This window comes from Pseudomonas sp. JQ36, assembly GCF_053851495.1.
In genome coordinates this window covers 1,326,615-1,347,147 of sequence record NZ_CM132642.1, presented here as the reverse complement: position 1 = coordinate 1,347,147, position 20,533 = coordinate 1,326,615, and the positions used below count along the sequence as shown (strand labels likewise).

The 20,533-nt window shown below is 64.1% G+C and carries 3 protein-coding genes (1 of these 3 running past the window's edge); all 3 read right to left on the bottom strand.

From position 1 onward, the window contains the following. Positions 1-460: 460 nt before the first annotated feature. Positions 461-2,419 carry a MacB family efflux pump subunit gene (locus ACS4NR_RS05910; RefSeq protein ID WP_456019360.1) on the bottom strand — a complete coding sequence of 653 codons (1,959 nt, stop codon included), beginning with the start codon at positions 2,417-2,419 and terminating at the stop codon, positions 461-463. A 2-nt stretch (positions 2,420-2,421) separates the two neighbouring features. Beyond that, positions 2,422-3,570, bottom strand: coding sequence for a macrolide transporter subunit MacA (gene macA / locus ACS4NR_RS05905; RefSeq protein ID WP_456019359.1), 1,149 nt, complete (start codon positions 3,568-3,570; stop codon positions 2,422-2,424). Positions 3,571-3,636: 66 nt separating this feature from the next. After that, positions 3,637-20,533, bottom strand: the 3' portion of a protein-coding gene (locus tag ACS4NR_RS05900) for a non-ribosomal peptide synthase/polyketide synthase (RefSeq protein ID WP_456019358.1). It continues 926 nt past the right edge of the window; only the last 16,897 of its 17,823 coding nucleotides appear in the window; the start codon falls outside the window, past its right edge; the stop codon is at positions 3,637-3,639.

The following is a 20,533-nucleotide window of genomic DNA, read 5'->3' as shown; positions in this document are numbered from 1 at the left end:
TGTTTATTTGCGGGGTTTGCTCTGTTGTTTTGATTTTGTCTGGTAGGCCGCTTTCGCGAGCAAGCCCGCTCCCACAGTTGGAATGAGTGCATTCAGGTGGGAGGTTGGTCGGCTGGTAGGCCGCCATCGCTGGCAAGCCAGCTCCCACAATTTGACCGAGTGTATTCAGTTGGGGATTGGTCGACTGTGAGGCCGCTTTCGCGAGCAAGCTCGCTCCCACAGTTGGATTGAGTGCATTCAGGTGGGAATTGGTCGGCTGGTAGGCCGCCATCGCTGGCAAGCCAGCTCCCACCATTTGACCGAGTGCATTCAGTCAGGGATTGGTCGGCTGTGAGGCCGCTTTCGCGAGCAGGTTCGCTCCCACAGTTGGAATGAGGACGAAAAACAGGGACGGGTTCGTGACCCGTCCCTTTCGATTTGTGCACTTCAGTGCACGAGCCCGGTCAATCAGCTCCGGCAATCAGTCCCGCGCCAGCGCTTCGATCGGATCGAGGCGCGATGCATTACGCGCGGGGACGAAGCCGAAGACGATGCCGATCAGCGTCGAGCAGATCACCGCCGTCAACACCGAGGCCATGGAGAAAACCATTTCCCATTCCTTGATGAACAGCGAAAACAGGTGGCCGATGGCGTACGACAGGGAAATGCCGATGACCCCGCCGAGCAGGCAGACCATCACCGCCTCCACCAGAAACTGCTGACGAATGTCCGACTGGCGCGCGCCGACCGCCATGCGAATGCCGATCTCGCGCGTACGCTCGGTGACCGACACCAGCATGATGTTCATCACCCCGATGCCGCCGACCACCAGCGAAATCACCGCGATCAGCGACAGCAGCAGCGCCAGCGAACGACTGGTTTTCTGCACCGTCTGCAGCACGCTGTCGAGGTTGTTGGTGTAGAAATCCTTGATGCCGTGGCGTTGCAGCATCAACTGGTTGACGTGCTCTTCCACCACTTTGCTCGACTGCCCGTCCTTCATCCGCACGCTGATGCTGTCGAGGAAGCGTTGGCCCAGGATACGGCCGGCGGCGGTTTCGTAGGGTACCCAGACGTTGAGGGTCTTGCCCGAGGCAAACAGATTTTTGTTCTCCGCTGCCACGCCAATCACCGTGCACGGCAGGTTGCCGATCAGGATCACCTGGCCCAGCGGATCAACGCCCTCGGCGAACAGCCGATGTCGAGTGTTGTAGTCGATCACCACCACCTGCGCCTGACGCCGGGCGTCGTTTTCGCTGAAGGTGATGCCCGCCTCCAGTTTGATCCCGCGCACCTGAAAATACTGGTCGCTGACACCGTTGATCTGCGCGTCGAGGTCGATGTTGCGATAGCGCAAGAGCATGCTGCGACCGACCACCGGGGTGGCGCTGTCGACGTAGTACAGCTGATTCAACGCGGTGACGTCGGCCGGCACCAGCGTTTCGATCGAGGCCGCGCGCTTGTCGCCGAAACTGGTGCCGGAATAGATATCGATGGTGTTGCTGCCGATTGCCGAAATGTCCTTGAGCACGTAGCGTTTGGCGCCCTCGCCGATCGCCGAAATCGACACCACCGAGGTGATGCCGATGACGATCCCGAGCATGGTCAGCAAAGTGCGCATGCGGTGCGAAATCAGCGCCACCCAGGCCATGTTGAAGGCTTCCTTGAACAGCCCGAGACTGGCGACCAGGCGGCGGGTCGCCGCAGGCTTGGGCGGCACGTCCTCTTCGCCGGCCAGTTGCCCGCTATCGCGCTCGTTGAGGCGGTCGCTGAGGATTTCACCGTCGCTGACTTCGATGATGCGCTCGGCGTTGGCCGCGACTTTCGGGTCGTGGGTCACCAGAATCACCGTGTGCCCGGCCGCGTGCAGCTCCAGCAGGATGCGCATCACTTCCTTGCCGCTGGCGGTGTCGAGAGCGCCGGTGGGTTCGTCGGCGAGGATCACCTCGCCGCCGTTCATCAAGGCCCGGGCGATACTCACCCGTTGTTGCTGACCGCCGGAGAGCTGACTCGGCCGGTGGGTCAGGTGCCCATCGAGACCCAGTCGCGCCAACAACTCGCGGGCGCGGGCGTGGCGTTGCGGCGCGGGGATGCCGGCGTAGATCGCAGGCATCTCGACGTTGTGCATCGCGCTCAGGTGCGGCAGCAAGTGATAGCGCTGGAAGATGAAACCGAAGTAATCGCGGCGCAGTTCGGCCAGCGCCTGATCGTCGAGGTCGCGGGTCTCCTGGCCGTTGATCTTGTAACTGCCGGCGGTCGCATAGTCGAGGCAACCGAGGATGTTCATCAGGGTTGATTTGCCGGAGCCGGAGGCGCCGATGATCGCCACCATTTCCCCGGCATTGATCGTCAGGTTGATGTCCTTCAGCGCGAGAAACTCGCGGTCGCCGGCGGTGAAACTGCGGGTGATGCCGGTCAATTGCAGTAACGGCTGCGTCATGCTCAAGCCCCCGCCACGGCGGGCAGCGGATCACCGATCACCACCCGTTCGCCTTCGCTGAGGCCCTGATTGATCTGCACTTTGACGTTGTTGTTGATTCCGGTCTGCACGTTGCGTGACTGCGCCTGGCCCTTGGCGTCCAGCACCCGCACCGGAAAGCTGCCATCGGTGTTGCGTGGGCCGAGCGCGGCCACCGGCACGGTCAACACCGATTGCGCGGTGTCGAGGACGATGCGCACCTGCGCGGTCATCGAAATGCGCAAACGATGGTCGGGATTGGGCACCTCGAACAGCGCGTTGTAAAACACTGCGGTGTTTTGTTTCGGCGTACCGGCCGGTGGCGTTTCGAGGAAGTTCTGTGGCGCCGGTTCGGTGCCGCGCAGCTTGCCGTAATAGCGTTTGTCCTCCCCCAGAATAGTGAAATACACCTGCTGTCCCGGCGCGATATGAATCACGTCCGCCTCCGAGACCTGGGCCTTGATGGTCATGGTGTCCAGATCCGCCAGTTTCAGCAGCACCGGCGCCAACTGGTTGGCGATCACGGTCTGGCCTTCCTGGGTGACGATGCCGACCACGTCGCCATCAATCGGCGCGATGATCCGCGTATAGGCGAGGTTGACCTTGGCGGTGTCGATCTGGATATGCGCACTCTTGATCTGCGCGTCCAGCGACAACAGATTGGCTTGCTGCACCTCGTAGTTCGATTGCGCGGTCTCGAAATCCTGACGCGAGATCGACGCATCTTCCTGCAGGTTCTGATAGCGCTCGTAGATCGCTTTGGTCTGTTTCAGCTGGGCTTGCGTGGCGCGCTTTTGCGCTTGCAGGTTCTCCTCATCGACCTGCGCCTGACGCAGGGTGTTCTGCAGCACCAGCGGATCGATCTCGGCCAGCCACTGGCCCTTCTTCACCTTGTCGCCAACCTTGACCTTGAGCGACTTCAACTGCCCCGACACCTGAGCGCCGACGTCCACCTGCTTGACGCCTTCCAGTAAACCGGTGGCGAGCACGGTGTTTTCGATATCCGAGCGTTCGACCGGGGCGGTCTGGTATTTCGGCGCTTCGGCCGGTGCCTGCACCGTGTACAGCACCAACCCGGCCACCGCCGCCAACGCCAACCCCATACCGACTTTGCGCAACTTCGACTTTTCCATAAATAACCACAAGTCCGTTCAGGGATGAACCCGGCCAGCGGCCGGGTCTTGATAGAACAACCACACTCAGGACAGCACTTGGTCGACCGCCAGCGTCAGACCGTCATGCCACCACGCGGCGAAACTGAAGACGTTGGGCGCCTTGAGAATCGTGAAGTGGTTGCCCGGCCCGTACCACACCGCCAGATCGCTGACCTGCCGCTGCCAGCCTTCAAGCACCGCCGCCTGTTCGCGCTGATTGCCCCACTCGTCCAGCGTCGGGTCATCGACCAGCACCAGCCGCACCGGCCCGGTGTAGGCCAGACGCGGTTGATAGACCGTGCGCAAGGCGCTGGCGAATGTGCGTACCGGGCCGTGCATCGCGTCCGGCGCCGCCCGCTCCGACAACACCCCGGCGCGCACCATGCCTGTGTGCAGCAGACGCAATTGCGTGGTGTCGTCGGCGTTGGCGAAGGACGCAGGATCGATGCCCAGCGATTTGCCACAGGACAATTGCAGGGTGTCGATCAGCCGTTGCAACGCGGCAGTGGCCGTGTACGGCTTGCCCGCCGTGCCGTCACCGCCCGGCGCCTCGCTGTCGATCAACGTCAGCGAAGCCACCTCGCGCCCGGCCGCCTGCAACTGCGCGGCCATGGCATGCGCGACCCAGCCGCCGAACGAATGACCGATCAGGTGCAGCGGCCCCTGCGGGTGAATCTGCTCGATGGCTTGCAGGTAGAACGCCGCAGCGGCTTCGACCGCGCTGTGCGGCACACTGACGCCGTCCAGCCCGCGCGGTTGCAGGCCGATGATCGGCCATTCCGGGCCGATGGCCTCGGTCAGGTGAATGAACCCGGTGACACTGTCACCCGCCCCCGGCACACAGAAAATCGGCGCATGCCCCGGCTGCCCGGTCTGAATCGTCAGCAGCGGTTGATACGGTGTCGGCTCCGGCGTCACCAGGGTTTCCAGCGCCTGAGTGATGGCCTGGCCGAGTGCCTGAATGTGCGGGTGCTTCATCATGGTCCGGTGATCGCCGGGGATGTCGATGCAACGCAGCAAGCCAATGTCGAAGCGCTCTTCCCAGCCCCGAGTCGGGCTCGGCAATGACTGGCCGTCCATCAGCTCCTGGGCACGAAACAGGTGGATCGGCTGGCTCGCCGGGCTGACCCGATAATGCGCCAGCGCCAGACGATGCGCCGCTTCGCGATCAAAGTAATGCCAGGCGTCCGCCGCGCTGACCGTGGCCAGTTCCGGATCGGTCAGTTGCTGCGCCTGACAGCGCTTGAACAGCTCGGGGAAATCCAGTTGTTCGACTTGCGCTTCCAGCGCTTGCACCGCCGCCAATGCTGCCTCGCTTTCGGCACCGAGCATCAACGAACGCCCACGGCAATGGCCGAGCAACTGACGCTTGTCGAGGCCCTCGCCGCTCCACATGGCCTTGTCCTGGGCGAGAGGGTTTGGCGCATAGCTGTCGAGCATGCCGATGAATTCCACCGGCTCATCGAGGCCGAGCAATTGCTGCGCGACCTCATGCGCCAGCACCCCGCCGAACGACCAGCCTGCCAGACGATACGGGCCGTGTGGCTGTACCGCGCGGATGATCCCGACCATGCGCTGCGCCATGCACTCAAGCGTGCGCAATTGCGCCTGCCCAAAGGGGACGCCGGGCAGGCCGTAAATCGGGAACTCGCCACCGATGTGCTGGGCCAGCGTCGGGAAGTACACGTCCCTGCCGCTGAATTCATGCAGCAGGAACAGCGGCGTACCGTGCGCCCCGGCACGCACCACGACCAGCCCGTCAGGCTGGCCGGGCGCCTCGCCCTGACTGAGTAGCGCGGCGGCAGACTCGATACTCGGATGCTGGAACAGTTCGGCCAGCGACAATTGCAGTCCGGCCCGGTGCAGCAGATTGACCAGCTTCACCGCCAGCAAGGAATGCCCGCCCAACTCGAAGAAGTTGTCGTGACGGCCGACCTGTTCGACGCCAAGCACCTCGCTCCAGATCTGCGCCAACGCGGTTTCGACTTCACCCTCGGGCGCCACGTATGGGCGATTGATGACTGCATCTGCCCCCGGTTCCGGCAGGGCTTTGCGGTCGATCTTGTCGTTCGGTGTCAGCGGCAAAGCGTCGAGCAATACGAACGCGCCCGGCACCATGTACTCCGGCAGACGCTCCAGCACATGCGCGCGCAAGGCCTCCAGACTGGGTGTTTCTACACCCGAGCGCACGGTGTACCAGGCCACCAGACGCTCATCGCGCACCATCACCACCGCTTGACGAATCGCCGGATGTTCGATCAACCGCGCCTCGATTTCTCCCGGCTCCAGACGCAAGCCACGCAGCTTGATCTGGAAGTCGTTGCGGCCGAGGAATTCAAGTTCCCCGTGGTTGTTGTAGCGCGCCAGATCCCCCGTTCGATACAGGCGATCACCCGCAACAAACGGGCTGTCGATGAAGCGCTCGGCCTGCATCTCCGGCAAACCGTGATAACCACGCGCCACGCCGACGCCACCAATGTGCAACTCACCACTGACACCTTGTGGCACCGGTTGACCGTAAGCATCGAGCACGTACAAACGCGTGTTGCTCAGAGCCTTGCCGATCGGCACCACGTTGTCCGGCACCGGCATGTCCGGCTCCAGCGTCCAGCCCGTGCTGTCGACCGTGGTTTCAGTCGGCCCGTAAACGTTATGCAAACGCACCCACGGCAGGCGATCACGCACCTGCCGCGCCAACGCCGCGCTGAGTTCGCCGCCACCGTTGAGCACATCGGTCAGGCTGGTGCACTGCTCGACACCGTCCTGTTCGATGAACTGCTGCAACAGCGCCGGGACGAACTTGACCACCGTCACTTGCTGCTCGCGAATGGTCTGCACCACATACGCCGAATCGCGATTGCCGTCCGGTCGTGCCAGTACCAGACGCATCCCGGAGCACAGCGGCCAGAAGATCTCCCACACCGAACTGTCGAAGCTGAACGGCGCTTTTTGCAGCAACGCACCGTGTTCGGTCGGCTGACTGAGCTGCGAACCCCAATGCACCATGTTGCAGGCGCTGCGGTGTTCGATCATCACGCCTTTCGGCAACCCGGTAGAACCCGAGGTGTAGATCATGTACGCAAGATTCGAAGCACTGAGGCCCGGCACTGGCAAATCGTGATCCGGCAGGTGCTGCCATGTACAGCGGTCAAGGTCGATCACCGTGGCGACCGCGTCATCGAACAACCCGCGAGTAGCGGTCTGCACCAGCACCGCGGTCGGCGCACTGTCCTTGAGCATGTACGCCAGGCGTTCCGTCGGGTAACTCGGGTCCAGCGGCACAAAGGCACCACCGGCCTTGAGGATGCCGAGCAGACCGACCACCAGATCCAGCCCACGCTCGACGCAGATCGCCACCCGCGCATCCGGCTGCACACCGAGTTCGCGCAAATGCTGCGCGAGGCGGTTGGCGCGCTGATTGAGCTCGCGGTAGGTCAGGTTTCCCTGCTCGGATTGCAGCGCGACAGCCTCCGGTTTGCGCCGCACTTGCGCTTCAAACAAGCCGTGCAACGGTTGCTCCAGCGGGCAATCGACGGCGCTGGCATTGAAATCGATCAGCAAGCGCTGCTGCTCCTGCGGTGCCAGCAACGGCACTTGCGCCAGCACGGCCTGATCGTCGTTGATCAGCGCGGCCAGCAGCCGCTGGAAATAGCCGACGAAACGCTGCACCGTCGATTCATCGAACAACGCCGTGGCGTAGCGCAATGAGCCGCGAATCCCGTCGTGCGAATCGCCAAGACTCAGCGACAGGTCGAATTTCACAAAGTGGCTGTCGCCGGCCACGCCTTCCAGGGTCAGGTCGCCGAGGGTCAGGCTCGGGCCGTCGTTGTTGTCCCAACTGAGCATGGTCTGGAACAACGCGCTGTGCGACAGGCTGCGCAGCGGTTTGCTGATGTCCACCACTTGCTCGAACGGCAGATCCTGATGCGCCTGAGCGTCCAGGGTTTGCGCTTTGACTCGCGCCAGCAGCGCCTCGCCGCTCGGCTCGCCCGAGGTGTCGATGCGCAGCGCCAGGGTGTTGACGAACATGCCGATCAGGCCTTCGATCTCGGCCCGGGTGCGGTTGGCCACCGGCGAGCCGATCACCACGTCGTTCTGCCCGGACAAACGACTGAGCAACATCGCCCAGGCGCTCATGATCACCATGTACGGCGTCACTGCACGACGCTGACACAACGCTTTCAAACCGGCGCTCAACTGTTCATCGAGCAGCATATCGACGCGGCTGCCGGAGTAGTCCTGGTGGGGCGGACGCGGACGATCAGTGGGCAGGGTCAGCAAGGCCGGGGCGCCGGCCAGGGTCTGCTGCCAGTAATCGCTTTGACGCTGCAGCACCTCGTCGCTGAGCCAGCGCCGCTGCCACACCGCGTAATCGGTGTATTGCAGCGCCAGCGGCGGCAGCGGATCGTCTTCGCCACGGCTGAAGGCCTGATACAACGCCGCCAGCTCGCGAGTCAGCACGCCCATCGACCAGCCATCGGCGATGATGTGGTGCAGCGTCAACAACAGCACATGATGATCATCAGCCAGACGCACCAGACGTCCGCGCAGCAGCGCATCGTGCTGCAGATTGAAGGAGGCGCAGGCCTGCTCTTCGATCAGACCGCGCAAGGCGTTGTCAGCCTGCGGGTGCTGACGCAAGTCTTCTACCGCCAGCAACAGACCGCTCTCGGCCGGCAGAATAAGCACCTGCGGCTGATCGTCGATCTGGCTGAAGCGGCTGCGCAGGGTTTCGTGACGGGCGACGATGCGTGCCAGTGCCCGTTGCAGCGCGTCTTCATCCAGCCGACCGCGCAGGCGCAAACCGACCGGGATGTTGTAGGCGCTGTGGCCGCCGTCCATCTGCGCCAGGAACCACAGGCGTTGCTGGGCGAAGGACAGCGGCAATAGCTGATCACGCGGTGCCGGCAAAATCTCCGGCAAGGTGCTGCGCCCCGCCCGGCTCAACACCTCGGCGACAGCGGCCAGCTCGGGGTTGGCGAACAGCTCGGCGAGTGTCAGCTCGACGCCCAACTGCTGGCGCACCTGCGACAGCATGCGCATCGCCAGCAACGAATGCCCGCCCAGTTCGAAGAAGTTGTCGTGACGACCGACCTGTTCGAGCTGCAGCAAACCGGCCCAGATCCGCGCCAAATGTTGTTCCAGCGCCGAGATCGGCGCGACATACACCCGACTGAGCATCGCTGCCTGCGTCGGCGCCGGCAGCGCCTTGCGGTCGACCTTGCCGTTGTTGTTCAACGGCAGGACATCCAGTTGCACCCACGCGCTCGGCACCATGTATTCCGGCAGTCGCGCCAGCAACTGCGCATGCAGATCGGCGCTGTCCAGGCGCCCGGCGTGCGCGGTGTAGTACGCCACCAGGCGGGTGATGTCCTGACCATCGCGGCGCGCCAGCACCACGGCTTCCTTGATCCCCTGGCAGTTGAGCAGGCGGTTTTCGATTTCGCCCAACTCGATACGGAAACCGCGAATCTTCACCTGATCGTCATTGCGCCCGATGCAATCGAGCTGCCCCGGGGCCAGCCAGCGTGCGAGGTCGCCGGTGCGATACAGCAACGCACCCGGCTGCTCGCTGAACGGATCACGCAGAAACTTCTCGGCGGTCAGATCGGCGCGGTTCAGATAACCCAGCGCCACGCCCTGCCCGCCGATGTACAACTCGCCGGTCACGCCCATCGGCACCGGTTGCTGATGCGCGTCGAGCACATACACCTGAGTGTTGGAGATCGGCGCGCCAATCGGCACGCTCTCGGCGTTTTCCGCCACTTCACGCACTTCAAACGTCGTCGCGTAAGTGGTGGTTTCGGTCGGGCCGTAGCAATGCACGATACGCAGTGCCGGCGCCTCGGCCAGCAGTCGACGGAACGCCGCCGGATCGCCACGCTCACCGCCACACAACAGAATGCGCAGGTCTTTGAGCGCCTGCGGAATCAACTGCACGTACTGGTTGAACAGTGCAGTGGTGACGAACAGCACGGTCGCCCCGCTGGCGCTCAACTCATGGCCGAACGCGTTCGGATCAAGCAGGGTCTGGTGATCGATCACCACGACGCACCCGCCGTTGAGCAGCGGCCCCCAGATGTCCATGGTGCTCGCATCGAACGCCGGGTTGGAGGCGAACACCACGCGGTCCTGCGCATTGAAATCGGCGTAACCGTTGTTCAGCACCAGGCGGCCGATGGCGCGGTGCGGCACCATCACGCCTTTCGGGGTGCCGGTGGAGCCGGAGGTGTACATGATGTACGCCAGCGACTCCGAGGACTGCGCCAGGTTCGGGTTGTGCGTCGGTTGGCCGCTGAGGGTCACGCGGTCGAGGTCGATGCGTGGTGCGGCGTAGTCGATGACTTCGCTGCTGAGGGTCAGCAACGCTGCGGCCTGACAGTCCTCGACCATGAACGCCTGCCGCTCGCTCGGCGCATTGATATCCAGCGGCACATAGGCCGCCGCGCACTTGGCAATCGCCAGTTGCGCCACCAGCAATTCCAGCGAACGCGGCAACAGGATCGCCACGTGGTCGCCCGGCTGCACGCCTTGGCTGAGCAAGTGATGCGCTAGACGGTTGGCCTGGGCGTTCAGTTCAAAGTAGCTCAGCGAATGCTCGCCATGCACCACCGCCACCGCTTTAGGATGCGCCGCTGCCTGCTGCTGGAAAATCCCGTGCACGGTCAGGGTTTGCGGGTAATCGCATGCAGTGGCGTTGAAGTCGTAGAGCAAGCGCTGACGCTCAGACTCGGCGAGCAATTGCACCCGCTCCAACACGGTGTGCTCATCGTTGACCATCGCCGCCAGCAGGCGCTGCAAGTAGCCGACATAACGCTCGACGGTCGCTTGATCGAACAACGCCGTGGCGTATCCCAGCGAACCGCGAATCACCCCGTTGACCTCACCCAGGGTCAGGGTCAGGTCGAACTTGGCCACCCGGCCCGGCGCGGCCACCCCTTCAAGACTCAGATCGCCCAGCGCCAGGTGCGGGCCGACGCTGCTGTCCCAGCTCAGCGTGCTCTGGAACAACGGGCTGTGCGCCAGACTGCGTGCCGGCCGGGTGATTTCCACCACTTGCTCGAACGGCAGATCCTGATGCGCCTGTGCCTCCAGCGTGCGCGCCTTGACCCGCGCCAGCAGCGTGGCCACGCTCGGCTCGCCCGAGGTGTCGATGCGCAGGGCCAGGGTGTTGACGAACATGCCGATCAGGCCTTCGATCTCGGCCCGGGTGCGGTTGGCCACCGGCGAGCCGATCACCACGTCGGACTGCCCGGACAGACGACTCAGCAACAGCGACCAGGCACTCATCAGGGTCATGAACAGGGTCACGCCGTGACGCTGACTCAAGGCTTTGAGCCCGGTGCTCAGACGCTCATCCAGGCGTACTTCGACGCTGCTGCCGGCAAAGTTCTGCTGTGGCGGACGCGGACGGTCGGTGGGCAGGGTCAGCAAGGCCGGCGCGCCGTCGAGGGTCTGCTGCCAGTAATCGCTCTGTCGCTGCAACACTTCACCGCTGAGCCAGCGCCGCTGCCACACGGCGTAGTCGCCGTATTGCAGGGTCAACGGCGGCAATGGATCCGGCTGACCGTGACTGAAGGCCTGATACAGCGCCATCAGCTCACGGGTCAACACGCCCATCGACCAACCGTCGGCGACGATGTGATGCACGGTCAGCAACAGCACATGATGCTCGTCAGCCAGACGCAGCAGGCGTCCGCGAATCAGTGGATCGTGTTGCAGATCGAAGGCAGTCGCGGCTTCCTGCGCGAGCAGTGCCTGCACCGTAGCTTCGGCCTGTGGATCCTGGCGCAGGTCCTCCACCTGCAACAGCAGGCCGCTATCGACCGGTGCAATCATCACCTGTGCCTGATCGTCGACGCTGACGAAGCGGCTGCGCAGGGTTGCGTGGCGCGCAACGATCTGCGTCAGCGCGCGCTGCAAAGCTTCGACATCGAGTTGCCCGCGCAGGCGCAGGCCAAGCGGAATGTTGTACGCCGAATTGCCGCCGTCCATTTGCGCGAGGAACCACAGGCGTTGCTGGGCGAAGGACAGCGTGCCGTCACGGGTGACTGACACGATCGGCGGCTGAGTGCTGAGGCCAGCTTGCGCCAGGCATTCGGCGACCGCCGCCAGTTCAGGGTTGGCGAACAGATCAGCCAGCACCAGCTCCAGTCCCAGTTGCTGACGCACCTGCGCGACCATGCGCATGGCCAGCAGCGAGTGGCCGCCGAGTTCGAAAAAGTGATCATGCCGGCCGACCCGTTCGACCTGCAGCACCTCGGCCCAGATCTGCGCCAGCGCGGTTTCCAGCTCACCTTGCGGCTCGATGTATTCGCGGGTGAATAGCGCAGTCAGGTCAGGTTTCGGCAATGCCTTGCGATCAACCTTGCCATTGGCGGTCAGGGGTAACGCGTCGAGCCGGACAAACGCCGCCGGCACCATGTACTCAGGCAATTGCGTGAGCAGGTGCGCGCGCAGATCAGCGACGCTCAACGATGCGCCCTGCTCGGTGTAATACGCCACCAACCGTGGCTGACCGGGTTCGTCCTCACGGGCCAGCAACACCGCATCCTGAACACCGGGGAGCTGATTGAGCCGGGTTTCGATCTCGCCCAACTCGATACGCACGCCACGGATTTTCACCTGATCGTCGTTGCGCCCGAGGTATTCGAGCGTGCCGTCCTCGCGCCAGCGCGCAAGGTCACCGGTGCGGTACATACGTGCATTCGGCACGCTGCTGAACGGATCGCGCAGGAAGCGTTCGGCGGTCATCTGCGGACGGTTCAGGTAACCACGGGCCACGCCGGCACCACCGACATACAACTCGCCGATCACCCCCAGCGGTACCGGGCGTTGCCGTGCGTCGAGCAGATACACCGTGGCATTGCTCACCGGTTTACCGATATGCAGCACGTCGCCCGCCGCAATCAAACCGGAGGTGGCGACCACCGTAGCCTCGGTCGGGCCATAGTTGTTGATCACCCGGAACGGCTGGTTGCGGTTGAACTGGCGCAGACGATCGCCACCGATCAACAGGGTTTTCAGGGTCGGATGCGCCGGCTCCTGACTGAAGGCGTATTCGGCCACCGGGGTCGGCAGGAAGCTCACGTCCAGCGGCTGCGCCCGCCACCAGGCGAGCAACGCGTCGATGTCTTCGTTGCCGTCATGGTTTGGCGCCAGATGCACGGTCGCACCCACGCACAGCGCCGGCCAGACTTCCCAGGCCATGGCGTCGAAACCGAACCCGGCCAGGCTTGAGGTATGGCTGCCGGCGTGCAGATCAAAGGCCGCGCAGTGCCAGTCCACGAGATTGCTCAGCGTCTGGTGCTCGACCATCACGCCTTTCGGCAGACCGGTGGAGCCGGAGGTGTAGATCACGTAAGCCAGGTGCTGCGGGGTCAGGGCCGACAGCGACGGGTTGTCGATTGGCTCGTTTGGCCACTGGTGCAGATCAAGGTCGATCAGCGGCACCGACAATGCCGGCAGGCGTTCACGCAGATCGCTTTGGCTCAGCACCGCGACGGGCGCACTGTCTTGCAGCAGATAGCTCAGGCGCTCTGCCGGGTGCGCCGGATCCACCGGCACATAACCGGCGCCGGCCTTGAGAATCGCCACCAGCCCGACCAGCGTATCAAGGCCGCGTCGGGCGACGATGGCCACGCGGTCGTCAGGCTGTACACCCGACGCAATCAGGTGATGCGCCAGCATGTTGGCCTGGCGGTTCAACTCGGCATAGCTCAGCGAAGCATCGGCAAACACCGCCGCCAGCGCCTGCGGTCGCTCAAGCGCTTGCTGCTCGAAACGCTGGGCAATCGTCAGTCCCTGTGGGTAATTGGCGCGGGTCGCGTTGAAGCTGTGCAACAACTGCTCGCGCTCCGCGTCCGGCAGGATCGACAGGTGCTCGAAACCTTGATGCGGCGCGTGCTCCAGCGCATCCACCAGCCTGTGCAAGGCGCATTGCAGATAGTCGCAGGTGCGCTGTGCATCGATACCGGCACCGGCCAGTGCGGTCAGGCTGAAGCCTTCGCCGAGATCGTCGACGCTGAGGGTCAGGCGATAGTTGCTGTGTTCCTCGGCCTCAAGCAATTGCATGCCCTGCCAAGCCGTTTGGGCCTCGGCAGAACTGCCCTGCGCCGAGGCACCATGACGATAATTGAACAACGAACTGAACAGCGGCGTGCTTGGCGCCATGGTGCTGCAAAGCTGGATGCGCGCCAGTTGCGCGTGTTCGTGCTGCAGTAACTGACTGAGCCGTTGATGCGTCACCAGTGCCGCGCCCTTGACGCTGTGCGCACGCAGATCGATGCGCAATGGCAAGGTGTTGATGAACACCCCGAGCGCCCGTTCCGCGCCCTCGCCGCCCTGCAAACGACCAAGCAATACCGTGCCGAACACCACGTCATCGCGACCGGACAACTGCCCCAGCACCTGCGCCCACGCCAGGTGCATCAGGCTCGCCGCGCTGACACCCAGACGCCGCGCCTGACTGCGCAGGTCGCGGCTCAGCGCGGTGTCGAGGCTCAACTGTGCCTGCGTGGCCAGCCCTTCCTGCGCCGGGCTCTGCCCGTAAGGCAAGGTTGGTTCGTCGACGTCGCCGAGCATCTCGCCGAAGAACGCTTCGTGCTGCTGTTCGCTCATCCCCGACAGGGTGTGCGCCACGTAATTGCGATACGGCACCGGCTCGGCCAGACGTTGCGGCTGACCGCTCAGGAACGCCTGCATTTCATGTTGCAGCACTTCCAGCGCAACGTGGTCCATCACCAGGTGATGGAACAGCAACAACGCCACCACCCGCTGATTGTCTGCGTCCCAGGCGTGCACCACGCGCATCAGTGGCGCCTGATTGACGGCCATGCGGTACTGCGTGGCGTCGAAACGCCGGCGCAATTGCTCCAGTACATCGCCGTTCGCGCCATTCAGCTCCAGCGCTTCGCACGCCAGCGGCGCCTCACGCCAGACCACTTGCACGGGGTCTTGCAGCCCGTCCCAAAACAGCGAAGTGCGCAGGATGTCGTGGCGCTGGATTACGTTCTGCAAGGCTTGGGTGAAGCTGTTCAGGCGTTGCTCATCGGCAAACGCGAACTGCGCCTGCAACACGTACGGATCGCCCTGTGCGGCGGACAAATGGTGGAACAGGATGCCGGTCTGCAACGGCGCCAGCGGATAAATATCCTGCACGTTGGCCACGCCGCCGGGGATGCTGGCGACGATGCGGTCAATGCTTGGCTGGTCGAGCGTCACCAGTGACAGCAGCTCGGGAGTGATGCGCGTGCAGTCCGCAGTGATCAGGTTGGCCGGGACTTCGGCCTCCGGTTCACCGCCCACGGCAGCGGCCAGCGCGGCGAGGGTCGGCTGGTTGAACAGCACGCGAATGTCGGCGCTCAGGCCGGCACGGCGCATCCGCGCCACCAGATTCACCGCCAACAGCGAGTGGCCACCGAGTTCGAAGAAATGATCGTGGCGCCCTACCCGCTCAACCTTGAGCAGTTCAGCCCAAAGCTGCGCGAGCGCGATTTCCACTTCGCCGATCGGCGCTTCATATTCACGGGCGGTCTGCGCCGCCAGATCGGGGGCCGGCAGCGCCTTGCGGTCGAGTTTGCCGTTGGGGCTCAGCGGCAGTGCATCGAGATGCACGAATAGCGCGGGCACCATGTAGTCCGGCAGGTTTTCCAGCAGATGGCGGCGCAGCGTTTCGATTTCCAGCGGTGCGCCGGTGTAGTACGCGACCAAACGCTTGTCGCCCGGAACGTCTTCGCGGGCGAGTACGGCGCCTTCCTGCACGCCATCGATCTGGGTCAGGCGTGCCTGGATTTCACCGAGTTCAATGCGCAGGCCACGGATCTTCACCTGATCGTCGTTGCGGCCCAGGTATTCGATATTGCCGTCCGGCAAATAGCGGGCGACGTCGCCGGTGCGGTACATCCGCCCATTGGACTGGAACGGATCGGTGAGGAAGCGTTCGGCGTTCAGTTCCGGGCGATTCAGATAACCACGCGCCACCTGCACGCCGCCGATGTACAGCTCGCCGACCACGCCGTGCGGCACCGGTTGTTGCTGGGCATCGAGGATGTACATGCGGGTGTTGGCGATCGGTTTTCCGATCGGTGTGTTGTCCGGGGTTTGCTCCAGCGGCCCGGCGCAATTCCATGCGGTCACGTCCACCGCGGCTTCGGTCGGGCCGTAGAGGTTGTGCAGTTCGCTGCCCGGCAGTTGCTGTTTGAAGCGCCGCACGACGCTGCCCGGCAGCGCTTCGCCACTGCACATCACTTGGCGCAGACTGGTGCAGCGTGCGGTGTCTGCATGAGCGAGGAATACATCGAGCATCGACGGTACGAAGTGCAGCGTGGTGATGTGTTCGCGTTCGATGATTTCGCTGAGGTATTGCGGATCTTTGTGTCCCTCGGGCCGAGCCATGACCAATCGGGCGCCGGTCATCAGCGGCCAGAAGAACTCCCAGACCGAGACGTCGAAGCTGAACGGGGTTTTCTGCAACACCGTGTCGCTGGCGGTGAGTTGATAGGCGTCCTGCATCCACAGCAGGCGGTTGACCACCCCGGCGTGTTCGTTGATCACACCTTTCGGTTGGCCAGTGGAACCGGAGGTATAAATCACGTAGGCAGTGTGCTGCGGGGTCAATTCAGCGAGCGAAAGGTTTTCCGTCGGCAGCGCTTGCCAGTGCGGCTGATCCAGATCGATCACCGGCACTGAGACTTCGCCGAGCAACGAACGCGTCGAACCCTGCACCAGCACCGCCAGCGGCGCGCTGTCCTCGAGCATGTAAGCCAGACGCTCCAGCGGATACGCCGGATCCAGCGGCACGTAACCGCTGCCGGCCTTAAGGATCGCCAACAGCCCGACCACCATGTCCAGACCACGCTCGACGCAGAGCGCCACCCGCGCATCCGGGCCTACGCCCAACTCACGCAGATGCCGCGCCAGTTGATTGGCCCGGGCATTGAGCTCGGCATAAGTCAGTTGCTGTTCATCAGCGACCACCGCTGGTGCCTGCGGCGAGCGCACCACTTGCGCCTCGAACAAGCCGTGAATGGTCTGCTCAAGGTTGTAATCGACCTCGGTGGCATTGAACTCGACCAGCAAACGCTGCTCTTCTTCCGGCGCCAGCAGCGGCGCCTGTTCCAGCAGCGCCTGATCGTTGGCGACCATCGCCTGCAACAGGCGCTGGAAGTAGCCGACGAAGCGCTCGACCGTGCTCTGGTCGAACAACGCCGTGGCGTATTCCAGCGATCCGCGAATGATGCCGTTGGACTCACTGAGGCTCAGCGACAGGTCGAACTTGGCAAAATGGCTAGGCTCGGCCACGCCTTCCAGCGTCAGTTCGCCGAGGGCCAGCGCCGGGCTTTCGAGGCCATCCCAACTGAGCAAGGTCTGGAACAACGGGCTGTGCACCATGCTACGCAAGGGCCGGGTGATTTCCACCACTTGCTCGAACGGCAGATCCTGATGCGCCTGCGCTTGCAGGGTTTGCGCCTTGACCCGCGCCAACAGCGCTTCGACGCTCAGCTCGCCCGAGGTGTCGATGCGCAGCGCCAGGGTGTTGACGAACATGCCGATCAGGCCTTCGATCTCGGCGCGGGTGCGGTTGGCCACTGGCGAACCGATCACCACTTCAGCCTGCCCGGACAAGCGGCTGAGCAGCATCGCCCAGGCACTCATCAGCGTCATGTACAGGGTCACGCCGTGGCGCTGGCCCAAGGCTTTGAGCCCGGCGCTCAGACGCTCGTCGAGCACTACGGCAACGCTGCTGCCGGCATAGTCCTGCTGCGCCGGGCGCGGGCGATCGGTCGGCAGCATCAACAGCGCCGGGGCGCCAGCGAGGGTCCGTTGCCAGTATTCGCTCTGGCGTTGCAGCACCTCGCCGCTGAGCCAGCGCCGCTGCCACACCGCGTAGTCGGTGTATTGCAGCGCCAGCGGCGGCAGTGGATCCGGCTGGCCGTGACTGAACGCCTGATACAGCGCCATCAGTTCGCGGGTCAAAACGCCCATCGACCAACCGTCAGAGATGATGTGGTGCAGGGTCAGCAACAGCACATGGTGATCATCCGCCAGGCGTACCAGTCGCCCGCGAATCAACGGATCGTCCTGCAAGTCGAACGGCCCCGAGGCTTCGCCCTGAATCAGCGCCTGCAGGGTTTCCTCGGGTTGCGGGTGCTGGCGCAGGTCTTCGACCCGCAGCAGCAGGCCGGTGTCCACCGGGGCGATCAGCACCTGCGCTTCGTCGTTGAATTGGGCGAAGCGGCTGCGCAGGGTTTCGTGGCGCGCGACGATCCGTGCCAGTGCGCGTTGCAGCGCCGCGTCGTCGAGACGGCCACGCAGGCGCAGGGCCACGGGAATGTTGTAGGCGGTGTTGGCGCCTTCCATTTGCGCGAGGAACCACAGGCGTTGTTGGGCGAACGACAGCGGCAACGCGCCGTCACGCGGGACGGACACGATCTGCGGCTGGGCACAGCGGCCGGCCTCGCTCAGCACTGACGCGACCGCCGCCAGTTCGGCGTTGGCAAACAGATCGCTCAGCGCCAGCTCGACACCCAGGCGCTGGCGCACTTGCGAGACCATGCGCATCGCCAGCAACGAATGCCCGCCGAGTTCGAAAAAGTGATCCTGACGCCCGACCCGCTCGACCTGCAGCACGTCGGCCCAGATCTGCGCCAGCGCGGTTTCCACCTCGCCTTCGGGCGCTGCGTACTCGCGGGTGAACAGCGCTGCCAGATCCGGCGCCGGCAAGGCCTTGCGGTCGACCTTGCCATTGGCGGTCAGCGGCAACGCGGCGAGTTTGACGAACGCGGTCGGCACCATGTACTCCGGCAACCGGCTGAGCAGTTGCGCGCGCAACTCGCCCACCGGCAGCGCTTCGACCTGCGCCTGCTCGGTGAAGTACGCCACCAGTCGCGGCTGACCGGGTTGATCTTCGCGAGCGAGCAGCACCGCCTCCTGAATGCCCGGCAACTGGTTGAGGCAGGTTTCAATCTCGCCCAGCTCGATGCGCACGCCACGGATTTTCACCTGATCGTCGTTGCGCCCCAGGTACTCAATGTTGCCGTCCTCGCGCCAGCGTGCAATGTCGCCGGTGCGGTACATCCGCGCATTCGGCAAGGGGCTGAACGGGTCGCGCAGAAAGCGCTCGGCGGTCATGTCCGGGCGATTCAGATAGCCACGGGCGACCCCGGCACCGCCGACATACAGCTCACCGGCAACGCCAAGCGGCACCGGGCGCTGTTGTTCGTCGAGCAGGTACACCGTGGCATTGCTCAGCGGTTTGCCGATGTGCAGCGCGTCGCCGCTTGCTACCCGCCCTGAGGTCGCGACCACTGTGGCCTCGGTCGGGCCGTAGTTGTTGATCACGTCGAAATGCTGGTTGCGGTTGAACTGACGCAAGCGGTCGCCGCCGATCAGCAGCGTGCGCAGGGTCGGGTGTTCGAGGTTCTGGCTGAAGGCGTATTCGGCCACCGGGGTCGGCAGGAAACTCACGTCCAGCGGCTGCGCGCACCACCACGCGAGCAAGGCATCAATGTCTTCGCCGCCCTCCTGAGTCGGCGCCAGATGCAGGGTCGCGCCCGCGCACAGCGCCGGCCAGACTTCCCAGGCCATCGCATCGAAGCCGAAGCCGGCGAGGCTTGAGGTGTGGCGCCCGGCACAAAGGTCGAACGCGCTGCAGTGCCAGTCGACCAGATTGCTCAAGGTGTGATGCTCGACCATCACCCCCTTGGGCAGGCCGGTGGAACCGGAGGTGTAGATCACGTAGGCCAGGTGCGCGGTACTCAGGCCCGGTACCTGCGGGTTTTGTGTGGCAGTCAGTGGCCAGTTGCAGTGATCGAGGTCGAGCACCGGGACGTTTAGCGCCGGCAGTCGCTCGCGCAGATGACTTTGGGTCAGTACGGCGACTGGCGCGCTGTCGCCGAGCAGGTAGTTCAAGCGCTCCGCCGGATGCGCCGGATCAATCGGCACATAACCGGCGCCGGCCTTGAGGATCGCCACCAGCCCGACCAGGGTGTCCAGCCCGCGACGGGCGACGATGGCGACTCGGTCGTCAGGCTTCACGCCCAAGCCGATCAGGTGCTGCGCCAAGGCGTTGGCCTGACGATTGAGTTCGGCGTAGGTCAGTTGCGCGTCGGCAAACACTGCCGCCAGCGCGTCCGGCCGTGCGGCCACCTGCGCCTCGAAACGCTGCTGGATGGTCTGTGCCGTCGGGAAATCCACATGGGTGGCATTGAAGCCGAGCAGCACCTGTTCAAGCTCTGCCGCCGGCAGAATCGGCAGTTGGTTGATCGGTGTCTGCGGCGCCTGCTCCAGCGCAAGCACGAGGTTTTCCAGCGCGCAGTGCAGGTAATCGCAGATACGCTGCGGATCGGTCTGGGTGCTGGCCAGCAAGGTCAGGCTGAAGGCGTCACCGAGGTCATCGACACTCATCGTCAACGGATAGTTGCTGCGCTCTTCGGAGTGCAACGTGGAGATACCGTCCCACGCCGCGAGGGTTTCGGCGCTGGCGGTGGCCATGTTGTGGCTGTGGCGATAGTTGAGCAGCGTGCTGAACAGCGGCGTCGGCGCCACCACGTGACTGCAGCGCTGAGCCAGGGCCAGCGGTGCGTGCTCGTGACGCATCAGCGTGGTCAGCCGGGCGTGGGTGGCGTTGACCGCCGCGCGCACGTCCTGGCCGTCGATGTTCACCCGCAACGGCAAGGTGTTGATGAAAATCCCCAGCGCCCGGTCAATCGCTTCGGCGCCCTGCATGCGACCCATCAGCACCGTGCCGAACACCACTTGCTGCTTGCCGGTCAGCGCGGCCAGCACTTGCGCCCAGCCGAGATGGAACAGGCTCGCGACACTGACGCCGAGCGTTCGTGCCTGCGCCCGCAAACGCTGGCCCAATAGCGCCGCAACCGGCACACTGAGTTCGACGATTTCGCTGCCGTCGCCTTGCACATCCTGCAGGCCGTAAGGCAGC